This is a genomic window from Rhodoferax sp. RT5P35 (assembly GCF_056521385.1).
On the sequence record NZ_JBWMAX010000004.1, the window covers coordinates 232,194 to 252,237 of the forward strand.

The window sequence follows — 20,044 nt, forward strand, 5'->3', positions numbered from 1 at the left end:
TTATTCCTTAGCAGCTGCTTTGACCGCAGCAACCACTTTTTGGGCCGCATCGGCCATGGTGTCTGCACTGATGATGGGCAGGCCGGACTCGGCCAGCATCTTCTTGCCCAGATCTTCGTTGGTACCCTTCATGCGCACCACCAGCGGCACGGACAGGTTCACGGCCTTGCAAGCGGTGATCACGCCAGTGGCGATGGTGTCGCACTTCATAATGCCGCCGAAGATGTTGACCATGATGGCCTCGACCTTGGGGTTCTTCAGCATGATCTTGAAGGCCTCGGTGACCTTCTCGGGGGTGGCACCGCCGCCCACGTCCAGGAAGTTGGCTGGCTCAGCGCCGTACAGCTTGATGGTGTCCATGGTGGCCATGGCCAAACCGGCACCGTTCACCAGGCAGCCGATATTGCCGTCCAGGCTGATGTAGGCCAGGTCGAACTTGGAAGCTTCGACTTCGGCGGCGTCTTCTTCGTCCAGATCGCGGTAGGCCACGATTTCGGGATGGCGGAACAGCGCGTTCGGGTCAAAGTTGAACTTGGCGTCCAAAGCCTTGATGTTGCCGTTGCCCTCTAAGATCAGCGGGTTGATCTCGACCAGAGACGCATCGGTGTCCATGTAGATCTTGTACAGTTTTTGCAGCACGTCCACGGCCTGGGCGGTGGAGCCGGCAGGCACGCCAATCGCGTCGGCCAGCTTCTTGCCGAGCTTTTCCGTCATGCCGATGGCCGGATCAACGAAATCGGTGGTGATTTTCTCGGGGCTGGAATGGGCCACTTCTTCAATGTCCATGCCACCTTCGCTGGACACGATGAAGGCGACCTTCTGGGTCGCACGGTCCGTCACGGCGGAAACGTAATATTCTTTTTTGATGTCTGCGCCGTCTTCGATCAGCAGGCGACGGACCTTTTGGCCCTCAGCGCCGGTCTGGTGCGTGATCAGCTGCATGCCAAGGATTTCGGTGGCGAGTTGCTTGACTTCTTCGATCGAGCGGGCCAGCTTCACGCCGCCACCCTTGCCGCGTCCACCGGCGTGGATCTGGGCCTTGACCACCCACACAGGGCCGCCAAGTTTTTGGGCGGCTTCCACCGCTTCTTGCACGGTGAATGCCGGAATGCCCTTAGGCACCGGGACACCAAAATTGCGCAAGATTTCCTTGCCTTGGTATTCGTGAATCTTCATGAGGGCTCTCTCAGGAATGGATGAATTTTTGCCCGTCTGTACAGGTAAAACTGCACAAAATGGCACCGTTCTGTCAACCTCGGAATGTATCATGTTGCAGTGCAACGAACTGACCCGCCGCTGACGTCGCGGGCCTGCCTCTCTACCTACTGACTGCCTTTTTATGCCTAAAGTCTTTATCGACGGTGAAGCCGGAACCACCGGTCTGCAAATCCGCGAACGCTTGCAAACCATGCCGCAGATCGAGGTGGTCAGCATTGACCCCGCACTGCGCAAAGACCCCGAAGCCAAGCGTGCGCTGATGGCCGGGGTCGATCTGGTCATCCTGTGCCTGCACGACGATGCCGCCATCGCATCCGTAGCCATGGTCGACAGCCTGCCTGGCCGCAAGCCCAAGATCATCGATGCCTCCACCGCCCATCGCACCGCGCCGGGCTGGGTTTATGGCTTCCCCGAACTGGCCCCAGGCCAGCAAGAAGCCGTGGCCCGGGCCGACCGCGTGGGCAACCCCGGCTGCTACGCCACCGGTGCGATTGCGCTGATCCGTCCTCTGGTGGATGCGGGTTTGCTCCATGCAGATGCGGCCCTGGCACTGCCTTCGGTCAGCGGCTATTCGGGTGGCGGGCGCAGCATGATGGAAGCGTACGAGAAGGGCGAAGCGCCGCTGTTTGAAATCTATGCACTGGGCCTGTCGCACAAGCATTTGCCCGAAATCATGCGCTATACCGGCCTGACCCGGCGGCCGATTTTTGTGCCGTCGGTAGGCAATTTTGCGCAGGGCATGCTGGTGCAATTGCCCCTGCACCTGGACCTGCTGCCCGGCCAGCCCAGCGCCCAAGACCTGCACGATGCCCTGGCCAAGCACTACGCGGGCAGCGAATGGGTCACGGTGGAAACCCCGGGTGACAGCGGCAAGCTCGATGCCACGGCCCTGGTCAACACCAACCAGATGGAACTGCGCGTGTTTGGCAACGAAACCCACCGCCATGCCGTGCTGATAGCTCGCCTGGACAACCTGGGCAAAGGTGCCAGCGGTGCGGCCGTGCAAAACCTGAAATTGATGCTCGAGCTGTAAATCAACTATGCTATTATTTTAATAGCTAATAGCGTAAGTAATACCTGCGCTACAGCCCTAAAACCTATAAATTCAGCCCGCGTCATCCCAGTCGCCACTGCCCGCCACCACACGGCGCACGGCATCCGACGAAAAGCCCCGTGCCAATAAAAACCGCTGCTGCTTGCCGCGAGCTGCGGCATCTGCTGGCGGGCTGCCGAACTTCTTGCGCCAGACCTCGCGGGCCCGGGCTAACTCGGTGTCTTGCAGGCTGGCCACAGCATCCAGCACCATGCCGGGGTCCAGGCCCTTGGTTTGCAGCTCTTGCCGGATGCGGGCGGTGCCCAGCTTGGCAGACCGACGGTACAGCACCGAATCCACCACCCGCTGCTCGTTGATAAAACCCTTGGCCTGGAGTTCGTCCAGCGCCTGGGCCAGCGCGCCAGGCACTTCTTCGAAAGCGATGAGTTTGCGCTCCAGCTCAGCGCGCGAATGTTCGCGGCCACTGAGCAGGCGCAGGGCCCGGCCCTTGAGGCTAATAGGCGACAGGCCCTTGGACGGTAAAAAAGCCATTTGCTATGGTATGTATAGCTACTAGCGCATATTCCACCTGCGCTAGAGCCCTATTTAAGCCTCAACTTTAGCCTTCTTGCCTTCTTTGGCGGGCTCGGCAGCCACCGGCACCAGCGGGATGCCCAGCGACTCGCGCACCTTGTTTTCGATCTCGGTGGACAGACCGGGGTTCTCGCGCAGAAACTCACGGGCGTTATCGCGGCCCTGGCCGATTTTTTCGCCCTGGTAGGCGTACCAGGCACCGGATTTTTCAATCACCTTGGCCTCCACGCCCATATCGATGATTTCGCCGTGGCGGCTGATGCCCTCGCCAAACAAAATGTCGAATTCGGCCGTCTTGAACGGAGGGGCGACCTTGTTCTTCACCACTTTGACCTTGGTCTCGTTGCCGATTGCGTCGTCGCCCTTTTTGATGGTGCCGGTGCGGCGGATGTCCAGGCGCACCGAGGCGTAGAACTTCAGCGCGTTGCCACCGGTGGTGGTCTCGGGGCTGCCAAACATCACGCCAATCTTCATGCGGATCTGGTTGATAAAGATGACCATGCAGTTGGCCTTCTTGATGTGCGCGGTGAGCTTGCGCAGCGCCTGGCTCATCAAACGGGCTTGCAGGCCGGGCAGGCTGTCGCCCATTTCGCCTTCCAGCTCGGCCTTGGGCGTGAGCGCGGCCACCGAATCGACCACGATCAGGTCCACCGCACCGGAACGCACCAGCGAATCGACGATTTCCAGGGCCTGCTCGCCGGTGTCGGGCTGGCTGATCAGCATTTCTTGCAGGTTGACACCCAGGTTCTGGGCGTACTGGGTGTCGAGTGCGTGCTCGGCATCGACGAAGGCGCAGGTACCGCCGAGCTTTTGCATTTCGGCGATGACTTGCAGGGTCAGCGTGGTCTTGCCACTGGACTCGGGGCCGTAGATTTCGATGACGCGGCCACGGGGCAGGCCACCGACGCCCAACGCAATGTCCAGGCCCAGCGAGCCGGTGGACACCACCTGGATGTCCTCAATGACTTCGCCCTCGCCTAGCCGCATGATGGTGCCCTTGCCAAACTGCTTTTCGATCTGCGCCAGCGCGGCTTGCAAGGCCTTGGCTTTTTCGGCCAGTGCGGCGGGAGTGGGGGCGACGGGAGGGGCTTTGGTGACGGCGTTCATGCTGCGGGTCTTTCGAAAAATGGGTGGCGGGCTTGCCTGCGGTTAACTACAGGCTGGATGCTTGAACAGTAGTTTACGGCGACCCACCATTTCTGCAATAGATTATTTAGTCAGTTTGGCTTACTATTTGAAAATGTTGAATTTGACCGCCGAACAAGGTTGGCGCGAAACCCATCTGGGCCGCTTGATGGCCGCCGCGCTGCGCCGCTTCGATGCCCGCGTACTGGAGCTGATGGCCCGCAATGTGGACGTGCCGCTGGCGCTGGGCAACTTGGCGGCCCGGGCGCAGGTGGGTGCGGCGCACATCCACATCACCCGGCACCTGCCGCTGCAGGGTGCGCGGCTCACCGCGCTGGCGGCCCAGGCAGGCATGAGCAAGCAGGCCATGGGCGACCTGGTCGACCAGTGCGCCGCCTGGGGCATGGTGGCACGTGCCCCAGACCCGCTGGACGCGCGGGCGCGCCGGGTGGTGTTTACCGCGACCGGGCTGGCCTGGCTCAAAGCCTTCCAAGACGCAGTAGCGCAGGCCGAGGACGAGTTCCACCAGGCCGTCGGCCCTGAGGTCGCCACCGTGGTGGCACTCGGGCTGGAGGCCTACGCGACATAATCGCGAAAAAATAGAGGAGACACGATGCGTATTCTTATTGCGGAAGACGACCAGGTTTTAGCAGACGGCCTGCTGCGCGGCCTGCGCGCCTCGGGTGCGGCGGTGGACCACGTGGCCAGCGGCACCGAGGCCGATGCGGCGCTGCTGACCAACCGCGAATTCGACCTGCTGATCCTCGACCTGGGCCTGCCCAAGATGCACGGTCTGGAGGTATTGAAACGCCTGCGCGCCCGGGGCTCGTCGCTGCCGGTGCTGATACTGACAGCAGCCGACAGCGTGGAAGAACGCGTCAAGGGCCTGGACTTTGGTGCCGACGACTACATGGCCAAACCGTTTTCGCTGCAAGAGCTGGAAGCCAGGGTACGCGCCCTGTCGCGGCGCGGTGCGGGGGGTGCCAGCAGCAGCATCCAGCACGGCCCCCTGCTGTACGACCACGCCGGGCGCATGGCCAGCATCGACGGCAAGACGCTGGAACTGTCGGCCCGCGAGCTGGGCTTGCTGGAGGTGCTGCTGCAGCGCGTGGGGCGGCTGGTGAGCAAGGAGCAGCTGATCGAGCGCCTGTGCGAATGGGGCGAAGAGGTCAGCGTCAACGCCATCGAGGTCTACATCTACCGCCTGCGCAAGAAGATCGAGAAAGGCCCGATCCGCATTGCCACGGTGCGCGGGCTGGGCTATTGCCTGGAAAAGATTGCCCCTTGAATGGGTCCACTGGACAGCGCAGCGTTTAGTTTTTATAATCGGCACCATGACATTGATAAACAAAGCATTGATCCTCTAGACACCTTCCGACTCTTCGGAAGGCGCTGCGCCTTGCCGGAACGAACTCCCCACCCCGGCAAAGATTTTTGTGCGGGGTTTTTTGTTTTTTACGGCCTGAAAGTTCTTATGCGTACCTATGACAAGCTGATTGCTACGATTTATCCGCACCAGTGGATGGTGGGCTTGCGCTCGTCCATTGGTGCGGCATCCATTGCGCAAGACAAAAGCCCCTAGCTTCGGGAATTTTTTAGCGGTCCGCCTCGGACCCTGGAAACCCTGGTTGGCGGCACGCCACCAGGGTTTTTGTCTTTAAGGAACATCGTATGACTACGAACACACATGCGCGGCAACTGCGCAATATTGGCATCATCGCCCACGTCGACGCGGGCAAAACCACGGTCAGTGAACGCATTTTGTTCACCACCGGCGAAATCCACCGCACCGGTGAAGTGCACGACGGCAACACCACCATGGACTACGACCCGCAGGAGCGGGCGCGCGGCATCACCATCAACAGCGCCGCCACCACCGTGGCCTGGCGCGGCCACCAGATCAACCTGATCGACACACCCGGCCACATCGACTTCAACATCGAAGTGAGCCGCTCGCTGCGCGTGCTCGACGGCGCGGTGGTGGTGTTCGACGGCGTGGCCGGGGTCGAGCCGCAGACCGAAACCAACTGGCGCCTGGCCGACGGCTACGGCGTGCCGCGCATTGCGTTGGTCAACAAGCTGGACCGCACCGGGGCCGACTTTGCCCGCGTGGTGGCGATGATCGCCGAGCGCCTGGCCGTCACCCCACTGGTGCTGCACCTGCCCATCGGCCAGGAGGCCGGATTTGCAGGCGTGGTCGATCTGCTCAGCATGCAGGCCCTGTACTGGCCGCCCAATGACCGGGGCCAGCCCACCTTGGAACGCGCTGCCGTGCCCGTCGAGCTGCTGGCCGCCGCCGAAGCCGCCCGCCGCACCTTGGTAGAGCTGGCCGTGGAGCAAGACGACGCAGCCCTCACCGCCTACCTGGACGGCCAAACCGTGCCGGAAGACGTGCTGCGCGCCTGCATCCGCAAGGGCACGCTGGCCGGGGCCTTCGTGCCCGTGCTGGCCGGTGCCGCGCTAAAGAACAAGGGTATCGAGCCCCTGCTCGACGCGGTGGTGGACTACCTGCCCGCCCCCGAAGACCGCCCGCTGGCGCTGCCGCCCGGTGACGGCTTTGCCGCGCTGGTCTTCAAGGTGGTGCACGACGAACACGGCACGCTGAGCTATCTGCGCGTCTACCGCGGCGAAGCCCATGCGGGCACGGCCGTGCTGAACACCCACACCGGCCAGCGCGAGCGCTTGTCGCGGGTGGTGCAGATGCACGCCGACCGCCGCGAAGAACTGGCGCTGGCGCAGGCGGGCGACATCGTGGCCGTGGCTGGGCTGAAGCACAGCAAGACCGGCCACACCCTGAGCGACCCGGCGCAGCCCGTGGTGCTGGAAGAAATCCACGCGCCCGAGCCGGTGCTGGCCATGGCCGTTGAGCCCCTGTCGCGTGATGACCAGGACAGCTTCTCGCGCGGCCTGCACACCCTGGTGGACGAAGACCCCAGCCTGCGCCTGGGCCAGGACAGCGACACCGGCCAGACCCTGTTGTCCGGCGTGGGCGAGCTGCAGCTGGAAGTGACGCTGGAAAAGCTGCGCAGTCGCTTCGGCGTGACCGTGCGCACCGGCCCGCCGCAAGTGGCCCTGCGCGAAACCATCGCCCATGCAGTCCAGGTGCGCTATCTGCACAAAAAGCAGAGCGGCGGCCCCGGCCAGTACGCCGAGGTGGTGCTGCGCGTGGAGCCTTTGGAGCGCGGCGCGGGCCTGCAGTTTGAAAGCGCCATCACCGGCGGGGCGGTGCCTAAGGAATTCATCCCCAGCGTGGAGCAAGGCGTGCGCCGCGCCGCCCTGGCAGGCGTGCTGGCGGGCCACCCGGTCACGGATGTACGGGTGGTGCTGGAAGACGGCAGCTTCCACGAGAAGGACTCGTCCACGCTGGCATTTGAGGTGGCGGGCCTGCAGGCCTTCATGCAAGCCCAACGTGAGGCCGGGCCGACGCTGCTGGAGCCAGTGATGGCGGTGGAAGTGACCACGCCCATGGACCATGTGGGCGATGTGATCGGCGACCTGAACCGCCGCCGCGGCCAGGTGCGCCACCAGGACCAGCGCGGCAACGCGGCCGTGGTGCAGGCCATGGTGCCGCTGCAGACGCTGTTTGGCTACATCGGCAGCCTGCGCGCCCTGACCGCAGGCCGGGCCAGCTACACCATGCAACTGGACCACTATGCGGTGGCACCGCGGCACGGCTGAACGCCGGTTTGAAAAGGGCGAACATTGGGTTCGCCCTTTTTATGTATGAAATCGGTACCTAGCGCATATTTAATATGCGCCATTAGCTATTAGAAATACAGCAAAAGCTTCAAGGCCGCACCACACCCTTTTTCAGCAAAATATTGCCGTATAGCCGGGTCTCACCGGTCGCCACCACGGCAAAGGCTTGGGCGGCGCGGGCGTAGAAGGCAAATCGTTCCAGCGAGGTGGGCGGTTTTTCACCGTGGCGCGCCAAGGTGACAGCAAAGTCCTGCACGGCGGGTGGCACCGCGCTGGCATCGCCCACCACCTGCATGGTGCAGGCGGCATCGGGCACAAAGTCGTCCAGCGGCAGCACCGACAGCACGGCATCCAGCACCCGGGTGGCATCCACACCCGCCAGGTTGACCAGGCGGCGGGCGTTGGTAGTGGCGGGAAAGTTGGCATCCACCAACGCGATTTCGTCGCCGTGGCCCATGGAGGCCAGCACGTGCAGCAGGTCGGCGCTGAGCAGGGGGGAAAGGTTTTTGAGCATGCGGGCTACCGTTTAAAAAAAAGAAAGAATGTTAGACCGCGGATGCCGCTTAAAGCCCCGCATCAGAGCGGGTAACGCACAGCCTAAAAACACATAAAATTACATTGATCTACATTCACTGCAGCATCGCTAAAACACAAATTACTAAAGAGGAGCTTCATAATGAATGCACATTCCCACAGCAAGCAGCATATCCCCCAACCTATTTCCCAGGCATTACTGGGCGATAGGGTGATGTTAGTGGCGATTGCACTCAGTGCCATCGCCGCAGTCGTTTTAGGGTTCCAGTTTGTCGATGCCGGGCTGGCCATCGGCGCATCGCTGCTGTTGCTGGTGGTGGCGGGGTTGGCCTATGCCACGTCCAAGGGCACCATGGCCTCGCGGCTGGTGCTGGCCTTTGTGCAGGTGGCGATGGTGGCGCTGCACATCCAGCTGGCACGCGGCATGATCGAGCTGCACTTTGGCGTGTTCGTCACGCTGGCGCTGCTGCTGGTGTACCTGGACTGGCGGCCCATCGTCTTTGGAGCAGCGTTGTTTGCGGTGCACCATGTGCTGTTTGACCGGCTGCAGGCGGCGGGCCTGGGCTTTTACTGCACCACCGCACCTGACTTTTTGCGCATCGTGCTGCACGCCACCTACGTGGTGATCCAGACGGCGTTGGAAGTGGTGCTGGCCCTGGGTATGGGACGCACCGCCCGCCAAGGCGAAGAGCTGGTGGCGCTGGTGGGCAGCGTGGACCGAGCTGACGGCATCGCGCTGAGCGTAGACCACATAGTCATTCGCAGCCCGGTGGCGCAGGCCCTGCAAGCCGCGCTGGCGCGCATGGACGAAGCGGTGTCCACCGTTCGCGGTGCCACTACCGGCATCGAAAGCGCCTGCAGCGAGATCGCCACTGGCAACCTGGACCTGAGCGCGCGCACCGAGCAGACCGCCAGCAACCTGCAGCGCACCGCCAGCAGCATGGAGACGCTGACCAGCACCGTCCAACAATCGGCCGATGCCGCCCACCAGGCCAACCAGCTGGCGGCCTCGGCGGCCGAGGTGGCCGCCCGCGGCGGCGCGGTGGTCAGCCAGGTGGTGAGCACCATGGACGACATCAACCAAAGCTCCAAGAAAATCGCCGACATCATTGGCGTGATCGACGGCATTGCTTTCCAGACCAACATCCTCGCGCTGAATGCCGCCGTCGAGGCTGCCCGTGCGGGCGAGCAGGGGCGCGGCTTTGCGGTGGTGGCCAGCGAGGTGCGGTCCTTGGCCGGGCGCAGCGCCGAAGCCGCCAAGGAGATCAAGGCGCTGATCAGTGCGTCGGTGGAAAAAGTGAATTCCGGCTCGCGGCTGGTGCACAACGCGGGCAGCACAATGACCGAGATCGTCCACTCGGTGAAGCGGGTCAGCGACATCATCGGTGTGATCACTGCCGCTTCCAGCGAGCAGTCCGACGGCATCTCCGAGGTCAACCAGGCCATCGCCCAGCTCGACCAGATGACCCAGCAAAACGCTGCGCTGGTAGAGCAGTCGGCCGCCGCCGCCGCCAGCCTGCACGATCAGGCCCAAAGGCTTGTTGACGCGGTAGATGTATTTCGAACGGCGTAAGCTGTGGGTTTTGCACTGCAGGAAGCCCCCATGAACGCCCGTGTCTCCGCCTCTGTTTTGAACCCTGCCCAAATGTTTTCCCACGCCACCGCCGCCTGGGACGGCGACATCGTCCGCCAGCTCAGCGACTACATCGCCATCCCCGCCAAGTCGCCCGCCTACGACGCGGCCTGGTCCGAGCACGGCTACATCGACACGGTGATGCGCAACGCCGCCACCTGGGTGGAAGCGCAAAAGGTCGAAGGCCTGACGCTGGAAGTGATCCGCCTGGAAGGCCGCACACCGGTGCTGTACTTCGAAGTGCCCGCCAGCCAGACCGATTGCCGCCAGACCGTGCTGATGTACGGCCACCTGGACAAGCAGCCCGAGTTCACCGGTTGGCGCAACGACCTCGGCCCCTGGACCCCCAAGTACGAGGACGGCAAGCTGTATGGCCGGGGCGGTGCCGACGACGGCTACGCCGTGTATGCCAGCATCACCGCCGTGCAGGCACTGAAAGCGCAAAAAGTGCCGCACCCGCGCATCGTCGGCCTGATCGAAACCTGCGAAGAAAGCGGCTCCTATGACTTGCTGCCGTATGTGGATGCCATGCGCGACAAGCTGGGCGAGGTGGCGCTGGTGGTGTGCATGGATTCAGGCGCGGGCAACTACGACCAGCTCTGGCTGACCAACAGCCTGCGGGGCCTGGCCAATGGCGTGTTGAAGGTAGAGGTGCTGACCGAGGGCGTGCACTCAGGTGACGCCAGCGGCCTGGTGCCGTCGAGTTTTCGCATCATGCGCCAGGTGCTGGACCGGCTGGAAGACAGCGCCACCGGCCGCCTGCTGCCCGCCAGCTTCCACTGCGAAGTGCCGGCCGACCGCCTGCTGCAGGCCCGCGCCACGGCAGCCATATTGGGCGACGAAATCTACAAACGCTTTCCCTGGGCGCACTATGACTGCGGTGGCGCCAGCACCCTGTGCCTGCCCACCACCACCGAGCCGGTGCAGGCCCTGTTGAACCGCACCTGGGCCCCCACGCTCAGCGTCACCGGGGCCGAGGGCCTGCCGGAGCTGAAAAACGCCGGGGCCGTGCTGCGCCCCTACACCGCCTTCAAGCTGTCATTGCGCCTGCCGCCGCTGGTGGATGCGGCCCTTGCCGTGCAAGAACTCAAAACCCTGCTGGAAGACAACGCCCCCTACCAGGCCCGCGTGACCTTCCAGCCCGACGGTGCCGCCACCGGCTGGAACGCCCCCAGCACCGCGCCGTGGTTTGAAACCGCGCTGCACGCTGCGTCGCAAGCCCAGTTCGGCGCACCCTGCGGCTACATCGGCCAGGGCGGCACGATTCCGCTGATGAACATGTTGTCACAGGGCTTTCCGAAGGCGCAGATGATGGTGTGTGGCGTATTGGGCCCCAAGAGCAACGCCCACGGCCCGAACGAGTTTTTGCACGTGCCTTACGCCAAGAAGCTCACTGCTGCCGTGGCGCAGGTGATTGCCAGCTTCCCGATGCAGGCAGAAGCAGCCTGAAAGCAAAAAGCCACTTTTTGAATAAAAAGTGGCTTTTGTGTAGATAGCACCTACGCTAATTGCTATTATTTTTGTAGCAAACCACCCAGCATGCCAAACAGGTCGCTGCTGTCGCCCAAACCGGCTTCAGGGGCCTGGCCTGCGGGGGTCAGGTGGTCTACCAGCCCAGGCAGCACCTGGGCCAACTGGCCTGCGGCTTCACGGGGGTCCACACCCAGTTTGGCGGCGATACCGGACATCGCGTCCGAACCCAGCACCTGGGTCAGCTGGTCAGCAGAGATGGGCTGGTTCTGGCCGCTACCCATCCAAGAACCTAGCACATCGCCCAAGCCTGCCTGGCTGAACTTGTCGGCTAGACCGCCCAAACCGCCGTGTTCGCCGTTGTTGCTCAGCATGCCCGTCACCACCTGGATGAGCTGCGGATTGCTGGCCAGCATGCCGATGATGCCGCCCAAGCCTAGGCCGCCCTGGGGTTGCGCCTGTTGCTGGCCGTTGTTCAAAACCGCGCCGAGAACCGAGTCGAGTAAGCCCATGGAGTTTCCTTGGTAAGTGACGATAAAACCTGGTCAGCATACTGCAAGGGGCAGACCCCACCAGAGCGCGCTTACAAGGCGTTCATGGTTTCAGTGCACCACCTGGGCCAGCAGACCGTCAGCGTAATGGCTAGCCACAACCTGCAGGGTGTGGCCCTTCACACCGGCGGCCTGGCCTTCGCAACCAAACTCTAAAAAGCGCTGTTTGCACAGCTTCTTGGCAGCTTCGCGGGCCGGTTTGAGGTAGTCGCGGGGGTCGAACTTGTCGGGGTTTTCGGTGAAGAACTTGCGGATGGCGCCAGTCATGGCCAGACGCACATCGGTGTCGATGTTGATCTTGCGTACGCCGTGCTTGATGGCTTCCTGGATCTCTTCGATCGGCACGCCGTAGGTTTCCTTCATGTCGCCGCCGTGCTCGCGGATGATGGCCAGCAGCTCTTGTGGCACGCTGGAGCTGCCGTGCAGCACCAGGTGGGTGCTGGGGATGCGCAGGTGGATTTCCTTGATGCGCTGGATGGCCAGAATGTCGCTGGTGGGCTTGCGGGTGAACTTGTACGCGCCGTGGCTGGTGCCGATGGCGATGGCCAGCGCGTCGATCTGGGTGCGCTGGACGAATTCGGCGGCCTGCTCGGGGTCGGTCAGCATCTGCGCCATGGTCATGGTGTCATCGGTGCCGTGGCCGTCTTCCTTGTCGCCCTTCATGGTTTCCAGTGAACCCAGGCAGCCGAGCTCACCCTCCACCGTCACGCCGACGCGGTGCGCAAGTTCGACCACTTTGCGGGTGACTTCAACGTTGTAGTCAAAGCTGGCGATGGTTTTGCCATCGGACTGCAAAGAGCCGTCCATCATCACCGAGCTAAAGCCCAGGTTGATCGCGCCCTGGCAGATTTCGGGGCTTTGGCCGTGGTCCTGGTGCATCACCAGCGGGATGTGCGGCCAGGTCTCAATCGCAGCCTGGATCAAATGTTTGATGAACGGCTCGCCCGCGTACTTGCGCGCACCAGCGCTGGCCTGCAGGATGACCGGTGCCCCCACCTCGTCCGCCGCTTGCATCACGGCCTGGACCTGCTCCAGGTTGTTGACATTGAAGGCCGGAATGCCATAGCCGTTAACGGCGGCATGGTCCAGCAGTTCGCGCATAGAGACGAGTGCCATGGTGGTGGTTCCTGAGAGTTAAAAAATGGAAGCCGGCAGTTTGGTAACCGCTTGGTAACTCCACAGATTTTAGCGCTGCAGTGGAAAGGCCCACCATACAGTCGCCAACCACAGCGCAAACCCACCTCTTCCAGAAACACCGCAGAACTGGCTCCGCCAGGCTGCTGGTGTTGCCCCCTGCAAGGGGGTTGGCGAAAACACGCAGTGTGTAGCCTGGGGGTGTGCCCAGCTACCCCACCATGCAGATCTTCAGCATATTGGTGCCGCCGGGGGCACCCATGGGCTCGCCGCAGGTGATGGCGTACACATCGCCGCGCTGCACGATGCCGCGCTTGGTGAGGTGGTGCTCGGCCTGCTCCAGCGCGGTGTCACGGTCGGTGCTGGCGTCCATCAGCAAGGGCAGCACGTTGCGGTACAGCGCCATCTTGCGCTGGGTGGCCAGGCGTGGGGTCAGGGCGTAGATGGGCACGTGGATGCTGTGGCGGCTCATCCACAAGGCGGTGGAGCCGCTGTCGGTCATGGCCACAATGGCTTTGGCACCCAGGTGCTGCGCGGTGAACAGCGCGCCCATGGCGATGGACTGGTCGATGCGGCTGAATATCTTGCCCTTGAAGTCGGCCTCCAGTTCGCCGTACTCGGCCTTTTCGGCTTCATAGCAGATGTTGGCCATTTCCAACACGGTTTCCAGCGGGAATTTACCGGCGGCGGTTTCGGCGCTGAGCATCACCGCGTCGGTGCCGTCCAGCACGGCATTGGCCACGTCGCTCACCTCGGCGCGGGTGGGCACCGGGTTGGTGATCATGGACTCCATCATCTGGGTAGCGGTGATAACCACTTTGTCGCTGGCGCGGGCCATGCGGATCATGCGTTTTTGCAGGGCGGGCACGGCAGCGTTGCCGACTTCGACCGCCAGGTCACCGCGCGCCACCATGATGCCGTCGCTGGCATCCAGAATGGCTTGCAGGTGGGGGATGGCCTCGGCGCGTTCGATCTTGGCGATCATGCCGGGCTTGTGGCGGTATTCGGCTGCGGCCACGTTGCACAGTTGGCGGGCCATTTCCATGTCGGTGGCGTTCTTGGGGAAGCTCACGGCCACGTAGTCGGCCTGGAAAGACATGGCGGTCTTGATGTCGTCCATGTCTTTGGAGGTCAGCGCCGGAGCGGTCAGGCCACCGCCCTTTTTGTTGATGCCCTTGTTGTTGGAGAGTTCGCCGCCGAGCTTGACGATGGTGTGCACCTCTTCGCCGCGCACAAAGTCCACCGTCATGACAATCAGGCCGTCATTGAGCAGCAGCACATCGCCCGCCTTGACTTCACGGGGCAGCTCTTTGTAGTCCAGACCCACGCCATGGATGTCGCCGGGTTCGGTGCGGGCGGCATCCAGTACAAATTTCTGGCCCGGCTCCAGCATGACCTTGCCTTCGGCAAACTTGGAAACGCGGATCTTGGGGCCTTGCAGGTCGGCCATGATGGCCACTTCCACACCCGCACGCTTGGCGGCTTCGCGCACCATCATGGCCCGGTCGATGTGGTCCTGTGCCTTGCCGTGGCTGAAGTTCAGCCGCACTACGTTGACACCCGCCCGGATCAGCTGTTCCAGAATTTCCGGGGAGTTGGAAGCAGGGCCAAGGGTGGCAACAATTTTGGTAGCAAGGCGGGGCATGACAAAAGTCTCCGTTGTAATTTAGTTTCTATTTTCACACGAAAATAGTTACTAAAAGGTTACAAGACAAGCATGAAAACCCTAGTTGTGCCGATGGCATAGGGCCATGGTACAAAGTTACATCGGTCTCAGGCGCTGCAAATGCTTTGATCTGCGTCAGTACCGCCGCCGCGCAGCGCACATAGCATCGCGGCAACTGATTTGCGTACCCATGCGCGGCCCCCGGCTCCGCTAGGCAATTCATCCACACGAACTCCACGTTTACCGTGTTTTGCCATGTCTTCTTCGATTGAAAACCCCCGTTCCGCACCGGACCCTGCACCGTTGGCCCCCGGCGCACCGCTGCCCCACCGCAAGGTGATCCGTTCCTGGCTGGTTCCGCTGTCGCAGCGCACCACGTTGCGGGCGCTGCTGCTGTTGGCGCTGGATTACGCGGTGCTGAGCGCGCTGCTGACCGGTACGGTGCTGCTGGCATCGGTGTGGGCCAAGCTGCTGTGCGGGCTGGTGGCGGGCTTTGTGGTGGGGCGCTTGTTTGTCATCGGCCACGACGGCTGCCACCAAAGCCTGACCCCGCACCGCCGCCTGAACAAATGGCTGGGGCGCATCGCATTTTTGCCTTCACTCACCGCCTACAGCCTGTGGGACGTGGGCCACAACGTGGTGCACCACGGCTTTACCAACCTCAAGGGAGTGGATTTTGTTTGGGCCCCGCTGACGCAGGCTGAATACGCTGCGCTGTCACCGGTGGGCAAGCTGCTGCAGCGCATCTACCGCAGCGGCTGGGGGCCGGGCCTGTACTACCTGGTCGAGATCTGGGGCAAAAAGATGATGTTCCCGCCCCAATCGCAGATGGGCAATACCAACCGCGCCATCTTCACCTGGGATTGCATTTTGGTCAGCGCCTTTGCCCTGGTATGGATGGCGGCGCTGGCCGTGGCCGCCTGGGCTACCGGCCAGTCGGTGGCGCTGCTGCTGTTGCTGGGCTTTGCCGTACCGATGTTCTTCTGGTTCAACATGATGGGCTTTGTGATCTACGGCCACCACACGCACGTCAAGGTGTCGTGGCACGACGACCGGGCGGTATGGCTGCGGGCCCAGCCCTTTGTGTCCACCACGGTGCACCTGACCTTCCCGCTGCAGATCGGCGCGCTGGTGCACCACATCATGGAGCACACCGCCCACCACGTGGACATGAGTATCCCGCTGTACAAGCTCAAGATGGCGCAGGCCAAACTGGAAGAGCTGCTGCCCGGGCGCATCGTGGTGCAGCGCTTCTCGTGGCGCTGGTACTTCGACACCGCGCGCGCCTGTAAGCTGTACGACTTCACGCGCCATTGCTGGACCGACTTCCAGGGCCAGGCGACCAGCACGCCACGCCCACAAAGCGTTTGAAAATACCTGAACCGGGTGGACTCTTGATCTGCCGCAAACCGGGTGTGCGCCCAGTTTGATGCCGCGCAAAGTCCGAAGGCGCACGCTCTTCTGTAATCAAGGGGTGGGATGTTCCCACAACCTGATTGAACGCTGATTGAAAGAAGAGCATGCAAAAACCAATGATCGCCGCGGTCCTCTGCGCCCTGTTGTCCACCGCCGCCCTGGCCCAGTCCAGCACCCCTGGCCCCTGGCTGGTACGCGCCCGTGCCGTGCACCTGGACAGCGCCAATGGCGACACGACGCCGCTGGCACTGTCCATTAACAACAAGTGGCTGCCCGAACTGGACATCAGCTATTTCTTCACCCCCAACATTGCTGCCGAACTGGTGCTGACCGTGCCGCAAAAGCAGACGCTGAGCGCGAGCGGCACCCCCATCGGCAGCTTCAAACACCTGCCGCCCACGCTAACGCTGCAATACCACGCGCCCCAAGCCGGTTTTACGCCTTACGTGGGCGCAGGCCTGAACTACACCCGCCTGAGCGCGGTGGACCTGCCCGCAGGTGTGACCGTGGACCGCAACAGCTTCGGCCCCGCGTTGCAAGTGGGTGTGGACATCCCGCTGGCGCACAACCTGGTGCTGAACTTCGACCTGAAGAAGGTCTATATCCGCACCGACGTGGCGGCTGGCGGTGCCAAGCTGGGCACCTTCAAGGTCGACCCGGTGTTGTTCGGCATCGGGCTGGGCTGGAAGTTCTAGTATTTTTGTCGTTGAATCTGCGTATTAAATCGGCACTTGGCGCAGGTTCTACCTACGCCAGTAGCTCTTTATTCAATAGCAAACTCAGGTTTCCGACTTCTCGGGCAGCGTAAGCCGACCGGTGTGGTAATCGTAGCCATAGACCTCGCCGTAGCGGCCCCATTCGATGGCCACTTCCAGTACGCGCTTGGCTTCCACTGCGTCCATGAACTCTTCCAGCAAGTCCAGGAAGCGCTTCTCCGACAGGGTGCCGCTGGACTCGGACTCCAGGTTGCGCCGGATATGCGCTGCCAGGGGCACGTGGGTCAGCAGCTGCTGGCCGAAAATCTCCTGCCGCCGGGCCTGGTCGGCATCCACATAGTGGCGGCCCAGGGCTGTAAGAACGATGTCGCCCTTGTCCACATGGGCCAGGCCCATCAGGCCCAGCGCTTCGTAGGTGGGGAACAGCTCTTCATCGGCCAGCTCTGACTCTTCGGCCAGCTGCGGCAGATCGGCGTGGCCGTCGAACGGGGGATCGGCCAGCAGCTCCAGCACCGCCTCGATGCGGCTGATGTCGGTTTCGGGCAGGCGGTAGCCCAGGTGCGCGGTGGCCGAGGCACCCGCGGTGGCCTCTTGCGTGGGGCGCTGGGTCATCAGGCCGTAGACCTCGTCGATCAGCGCCCGCACCTCCACCGAATCCGCATCGCGCGGGCGCGGCAGGTCGATGCTGATTTCATCGCGGATACGGCCGGGGTCGCTGGCCAGAATAATGATGCGGTCGGCCATCATCACGGCTTCTTCGATGTTGTGCGAGACGATCAGGATGCCCTTGGTGGGGATCTGGTCGCCATCCCACAGCTCCAGCATGTCGTTGCGCAGGGTTTCGCCGGTCAGCACGTCCAGCGCCGAAAACGCTTCGTCCATCAGCAAAATGTCGGGGTTGGTGACCAGGGCGCGGGCAATGCCCACCCGCTGCTTCATGCCGCCCGACAGCTCGCGCGGCAAGGCCCCGCCAAACCCGGCCAGGCCGATCATCTCCAGCACCGCGTCGGCGCGGGTTTCGCGCTCTGCCGCGGGCACGCCCTGGGCTTCCAGGCCCAGCTCCACGTTTTGCTGCACCGTCAGCCACGGAAACAGTGCAAACGACTGGAACACCATGGCGATGCCCGCCACCGGGCCATAAATGGGCCGCTGGCGGTATTCCACCTTGCCGTGGTCGGCCGGAATCAGCCCGGCCATGATGCGCAGCAGGGTGGATTTGCCCGAGCCCGACTTGCCCAGCAGGGCCACAATTTCGCCATCGGCCAGGTGGAAGTCCACCGACTCCAGCACGCTGCGGGCGGTACCGTCGGCGGCGCGGAAGGACTTGGCCACGCCTTGCAATTCGATCAAATTCATAGCATTCCCCAAACTTCTCATCAACTTTCACACTAGCGGCTACGGTCTTCGGCCAGCAAATACAGCTTGCGCCAGAAGAAGCGGTTCAACACCATCACAAAAATGCACATCACGCCTATGCCCAGGCCGATACGGTGGAAGTCCCCGGCATCGGTCATCTGCTTGATGTAGCTGCCCAGGCCATCGGCCACCAGGGTGGTTTTGCCCCAAGTCACGTACTCGGCCACGATGCTGGCGTTCCACGAGCCGCCGCTGGCGGTGATGGCCCCGGTGACATAGCTGGGGAACACGGCGGGCAGGTACACCCGCTTCCACTTCAGCCAGCCCTTCACGCCCAGGTTGTCGGCGGCCAGGCGCAGCTCGTTCGGGATGGTGGCCGCCCCGGCCACCACGTTGAACAGGATGTACCACTGGGTGCCAAACACCATCAGCGGGCTGAGCCAGATGTTGGGGTTCAGCCGCCAGGTCACCAGCAGGTAAACCACCAGCGGAAACATCAGATTCACCGGAAAAGCCGCCAGAAACTGCGCCACCGCCTGCACCCGCTGCGAATACGCAGGCCGCAGGCCGATCCACACCGCCACCGGCACCCAGACCAGCGAGGCCAGCCCAATCAGCAGCAGCACCCGTGTCAGCGTGATCAGGCCCAAAAACGCCACGTGCGCGGCCTCGCCCCAGCCCACCACGGTGTGTACAAACAGCACCAGCCAGGCCAAGGCCGCCAAGGCGGCCAGCACCAGGACCACGTCCCACACACGTTCCCACAGCGGGTTGTCGGGCGCGGGCGGCGCGTCGCGCACGGCCACATCGCCGCGCACGCTGAACCAGCCCAGCGCACCGCGCATCAGCTTCCAGAAATGCGCGCTCAGGCCGCGCATCCAGTGGCTGCGACCCATCCAGTCCAGCAGCCACGACTGTTGTGCCGTGTCGCCCTGCGACTCTTCGAACCGGAACTTGTCGGCCCAGGCCAGCAGGGGCCGAAAGAACAGCTGGTCGTACAACAAAATGCCCGCCAGCATGGCCGCAATCGCGTAGCCGATGGCCCAGCCGTCTTTGGCGTCAATCGCCACGGCAATGTAGGAGCCGATGCCCGGCAGCTTGATGTCCTGGTTAGCCACCGAAATCGCTTCGGCCGCCACCAGAAAGAACCAGCCGCCCGACATTGACATCATCATGTTCCACAGCAGCCCCGGCATGGCAAACGGCAGCTCCAGCCGCCAAAAGCGCTGCCAGCCGGACAGGCGAAACACCCGCGCCGCCTCGTTCAGCTCGTCGGGCACGTTGCGGATCGATTGGTACAGGCTGAAGGCCATGTTCCAGGCCTGCGAGGTGAAGATGGCAAAGATGGCTGCGCATTCCACGCCCAGCAAGCTGCCCGGAAACAGCGCAATGAAGGGCGCAATCGCAATCGCCTGGAAGCCCAGAATGGGCACCGACTGCAGCACGTCCAGGATGGGGATCATGGCCTTCTCGGCCGCCCGGTATTTGGCGGCGATGGCCGCAAACACAAAGCTGAACAGCAGCGAACAGGCCAGCGCCAGGAACATGCGCAGAATGGTGCGCAGCAGGTAGTACGGCAGGTAGGCGGGCGAGAGCGAAATATCCAGCGTCTCGCCCATGGCAAACGGGCGGGCCATTTGCGCGGCCGCAAACGCCATGGCCAACAGAATCGCCAACACCAGCGGCAGCAGGGCAAAGTCCCACCGGTTGGGTGTCTTGCCCAACAGGCGGTTGCCCCGCGATTGGGGGTTGCGCAGCTCAAACATAAAGACTCCCTTTTGCCATGGGCGAGCCCCATGCTTGCCAACACTACCGCCAACATGACCGCTTATGGCGCGGCCCACTTTCACCCTAAAGCGTGTTCAAAGGGCGCGAGTGGAACACCGCTGTGTGTCTACC

Annotated in this window: 18 protein-coding genes; 9 read left to right on the forward strand and 9 right to left on the reverse strand. The window is 62.8% G+C overall.

Annotated elements, in window-relative coordinates; genetic code table 11:
* Window positions 1-1,176, reverse strand: coding sequence for an ADP-forming succinate--CoA ligase subunit beta (sucC, locus tag AC097L_RS07720; protein WP_479585683.1), 1,176 nt, complete (start codon window positions 1,174-1,176; stop codon window positions 1-3).
* A gap of 163 nt (window positions 1,177-1,339) precedes the next feature.
* Between sucC and argC the strand changes: the two genes are divergently transcribed.
* The gene (argC, locus tag AC097L_RS07725; RefSeq protein WP_479585684.1) at window positions 1,340-2,251 is read left to right on the forward strand and encodes an N-acetyl-gamma-glutamyl-phosphate reductase; all 912 of its coding nucleotides are present in this window, start codon (window positions 1,340-1,342) and stop codon (window positions 2,249-2,251) included.
* 72 nt (window positions 2,252-2,323) lie between these two features.
* Here argC and recX read toward each other — a convergent pair whose 3' ends face one another.
* Both recX and recA read right to left on the reverse strand, forming a co-directional pair.
* Window positions 2,324-2,803, reverse strand: a complete 480-nt coding sequence (recX, locus tag AC097L_RS07730; protein WP_479585685.1) for a recombination regulator RecX — start codon at window positions 2,801-2,803, stop codon at window positions 2,324-2,326.
* A 54-nt stretch (window positions 2,804-2,857) separates the two neighbouring features.
* Window positions 2,858-3,952 (reverse strand): recombinase RecA, encoded by a 1,095-nt coding sequence (recA, locus tag AC097L_RS07735; RefSeq protein ID WP_479585687.1) that lies wholly within the window; start codon window positions 3,950-3,952, stop codon window positions 2,858-2,860.
* Window positions 3,953-4,085: 133 nt separating this feature from the next.
* On the opposite strand from recA, the gene AC097L_RS07740 reads away from it, so the two are divergent.
* From AC097L_RS07740 to fusA, 4 genes are all read left to right on the forward strand, one after another.
* Complete coding sequence (locus tag AC097L_RS07740; protein ID WP_479585688.1) at window positions 4,086-4,559, forward strand: MarR family winged helix-turn-helix transcriptional regulator; 474 nt, start codon at window positions 4,086-4,088, stop codon at window positions 4,557-4,559.
* Between the two features lie 24 nt (window positions 4,560-4,583).
* Window positions 4,584-5,258, forward strand: a complete 675-nt coding sequence (locus AC097L_RS07745; RefSeq protein ID WP_479585689.1) for a response regulator — start codon at window positions 4,584-4,586, stop codon at window positions 5,256-5,258.
* Window positions 5,259-5,552 (forward strand): hypothetical protein, encoded by a 294-nt coding sequence (locus tag AC097L_RS07750; RefSeq protein ID WP_479585690.1) that lies wholly within the window; start codon window positions 5,259-5,261, stop codon window positions 5,550-5,552.
* Window positions 5,553-5,641: 89 nt separating this feature from the next.
* Window positions 5,642-7,648: an elongation factor G gene (gene fusA / locus AC097L_RS07755; protein WP_479585691.1), complete on the forward strand. Its 2,007-nt coding sequence runs from the start codon at window positions 5,642-5,644 to the stop codon at window positions 7,646-7,648.
* A 109-nt stretch (window positions 7,649-7,757) separates the two neighbouring features.
* On the opposite strand, the gene AC097L_RS07760 is transcribed toward fusA, so the two are convergent.
* The gene (locus AC097L_RS07760) at window positions 7,758-8,183 is read right to left on the reverse strand and encodes an RbsD/FucU family protein (RefSeq protein ID WP_479585692.1); all 426 of its coding nucleotides are present in this window, start codon (window positions 8,181-8,183) and stop codon (window positions 7,758-7,760) included.
* A 162-nt stretch (window positions 8,184-8,345) separates the two neighbouring features.
* Here AC097L_RS07760 and AC097L_RS07765 point away from each other — a divergent pair, with 162 nt between their 5' ends.
* A complete protein-coding gene (locus tag AC097L_RS07765; RefSeq protein ID WP_479585693.1) occupies window positions 8,346-9,776 on the forward strand; it encodes a methyl-accepting chemotaxis protein in 1,431 nt (476 codons plus the stop codon).
* 30 nt (window positions 9,777-9,806) lie between these two features.
* Window positions 9,807-11,285: a M20 family metallopeptidase gene (locus AC097L_RS07770; protein ID WP_479585694.1), complete on the forward strand. Its 1,479-nt coding sequence runs from the start codon at window positions 9,807-9,809 to the stop codon at window positions 11,283-11,285.
* Between the two features lie 65 nt (window positions 11,286-11,350).
* Here the strand turns inward: AC097L_RS07770 and AC097L_RS07775 are convergent, their stop codons facing one another.
* From AC097L_RS07775 to pyk, 3 genes are all read right to left on the reverse strand, one after another.
* Entirely contained in the window at window positions 11,351-11,818 is a 468-nt protein-coding gene (locus AC097L_RS07775) for a YidB family protein (protein WP_479585695.1), read from the reverse strand.
* Window positions 11,819-11,908: 90 nt separating this feature from the next.
* Window positions 11,909-12,973, reverse strand: coding sequence for a class II fructose-bisphosphate aldolase (fba, locus tag AC097L_RS07780; protein ID WP_479585696.1), 1,065 nt, complete (start codon window positions 12,971-12,973; stop codon window positions 11,909-11,911).
* A 229-nt stretch (window positions 12,974-13,202) separates the two neighbouring features.
* Complete coding sequence (gene pyk, locus AC097L_RS07785) at window positions 13,203-14,636, reverse strand: pyruvate kinase (protein WP_479585698.1); 1,434 nt, start codon at window positions 14,634-14,636, stop codon at window positions 13,203-13,205.
* Between the two features lie 276 nt (window positions 14,637-14,912).
* Here pyk and AC097L_RS07790 point away from each other — a divergent pair, with 276 nt between their 5' ends.
* Window positions 14,913-16,028, forward strand: a complete 1,116-nt coding sequence (locus AC097L_RS07790) for a fatty acid desaturase (protein WP_479585699.1) — start codon at window positions 14,913-14,915, stop codon at window positions 16,026-16,028.
* Between the two features lie 149 nt (window positions 16,029-16,177).
* Window positions 16,178-16,768: an OmpW/AlkL family protein gene (locus tag AC097L_RS07795; protein ID WP_479585700.1), complete on the forward strand. Its 591-nt coding sequence runs from the start codon at window positions 16,178-16,180 to the stop codon at window positions 16,766-16,768.
* Between the two features lie 84 nt (window positions 16,769-16,852).
* On the opposite strand, the gene AC097L_RS07800 is transcribed toward AC097L_RS07795, so the two are convergent.
* Both AC097L_RS07800 and AC097L_RS07805 read right to left on the reverse strand, forming a co-directional pair.
* Complete coding sequence (locus tag AC097L_RS07800) at window positions 16,853-18,145, reverse strand: ABC transporter ATP-binding protein (protein ID WP_479585701.1); 1,293 nt, start codon at window positions 18,143-18,145, stop codon at window positions 16,853-16,855.
* 32 nt (window positions 18,146-18,177) lie between these two features.
* Window positions 18,178-19,911: an ABC transporter permease gene (locus AC097L_RS07805; protein WP_479585702.1), complete on the reverse strand. Its 1,734-nt coding sequence runs from the start codon at window positions 19,909-19,911 to the stop codon at window positions 18,178-18,180.
* Between the last annotated feature and the right edge of the window lie 133 nt (window positions 19,912-20,044).

Coding starts and splice junctions, on each gene's coding strand:
- sucC (WP_479585683.1), bottom strand. CDS start 1,176: ATGAAGATTCACGAATACCAAGGCAAGGAAATCTTGCGCAATTTTGGT.
- argC (WP_479585684.1), top strand. CDS start 1,340: ATGCCTAAAGTCTTTATCGACGGTGAAGCCGGAACCACCGGTCTGCAA.
- recX (WP_479585685.1), bottom strand. CDS start 2,803: ATGGCTTTTTTACCGTCCAAGGGCCTGTCGCCTATTAGCCTCAAGGGC.
- recA (WP_479585687.1), bottom strand. CDS start 3,952: ATGAACGCCGTCACCAAAGCCCCTCCCGTCGCCCCCACTCCCGCCGCA.
- AC097L_RS07740 (WP_479585688.1), top strand. CDS start 4,086: ATGTTGAATTTGACCGCCGAACAAGGTTGGCGCGAAACCCATCTGGGC.
- AC097L_RS07745 (WP_479585689.1), top strand. CDS start 4,584: ATGCGTATTCTTATTGCGGAAGACGACCAGGTTTTAGCAGACGGCCTG.
- AC097L_RS07750 (WP_479585690.1), top strand. CDS start 5,259: ATGGGTCCACTGGACAGCGCAGCGTTTAGTTTTTATAATCGGCACCAT.
- fusA (WP_479585691.1), top strand. CDS start 5,642: ATGACTACGAACACACATGCGCGGCAACTGCGCAATATTGGCATCATC.
- AC097L_RS07760 (WP_479585692.1), bottom strand. CDS start 8,183: ATGCTCAAAAACCTTTCCCCCCTGCTCAGCGCCGACCTGCTGCACGTG.
- AC097L_RS07765 (WP_479585693.1), top strand. CDS start 8,346: ATGAATGCACATTCCCACAGCAAGCAGCATATCCCCCAACCTATTTCC.
- AC097L_RS07770 (WP_479585694.1), top strand. CDS start 9,807: ATGAACGCCCGTGTCTCCGCCTCTGTTTTGAACCCTGCCCAAATGTTT.
- AC097L_RS07775 (WP_479585695.1), bottom strand. CDS start 11,818: ATGGGCTTACTCGACTCGGTTCTCGGCGCGGTTTTGAACAACGGCCAG.
- fba (WP_479585696.1), bottom strand. CDS start 12,973: ATGGCACTCGTCTCTATGCGCGAACTGCTGGACCATGCCGCCGTTAAC.
- pyk (WP_479585698.1), bottom strand. CDS start 14,636: ATGCCCCGCCTTGCTACCAAAATTGTTGCCACCCTTGGCCCTGCTTCC.
- AC097L_RS07790 (WP_479585699.1), top strand. CDS start 14,913: ATGTCTTCTTCGATTGAAAACCCCCGTTCCGCACCGGACCCTGCACCG.
- AC097L_RS07795 (WP_479585700.1), top strand. CDS start 16,178: ATGCAAAAACCAATGATCGCCGCGGTCCTCTGCGCCCTGTTGTCCACC.
- AC097L_RS07800 (WP_479585701.1), bottom strand. CDS start 18,145: ATGAATTTGATCGAATTGCAAGGCGTGGCCAAGTCCTTCCGCGCCGCC.
- AC097L_RS07805 (WP_479585702.1), bottom strand. CDS start 19,911: ATGTTTGAGCTGCGCAACCCCCAATCGCGGGGCAACCGCCTGTTGGGC.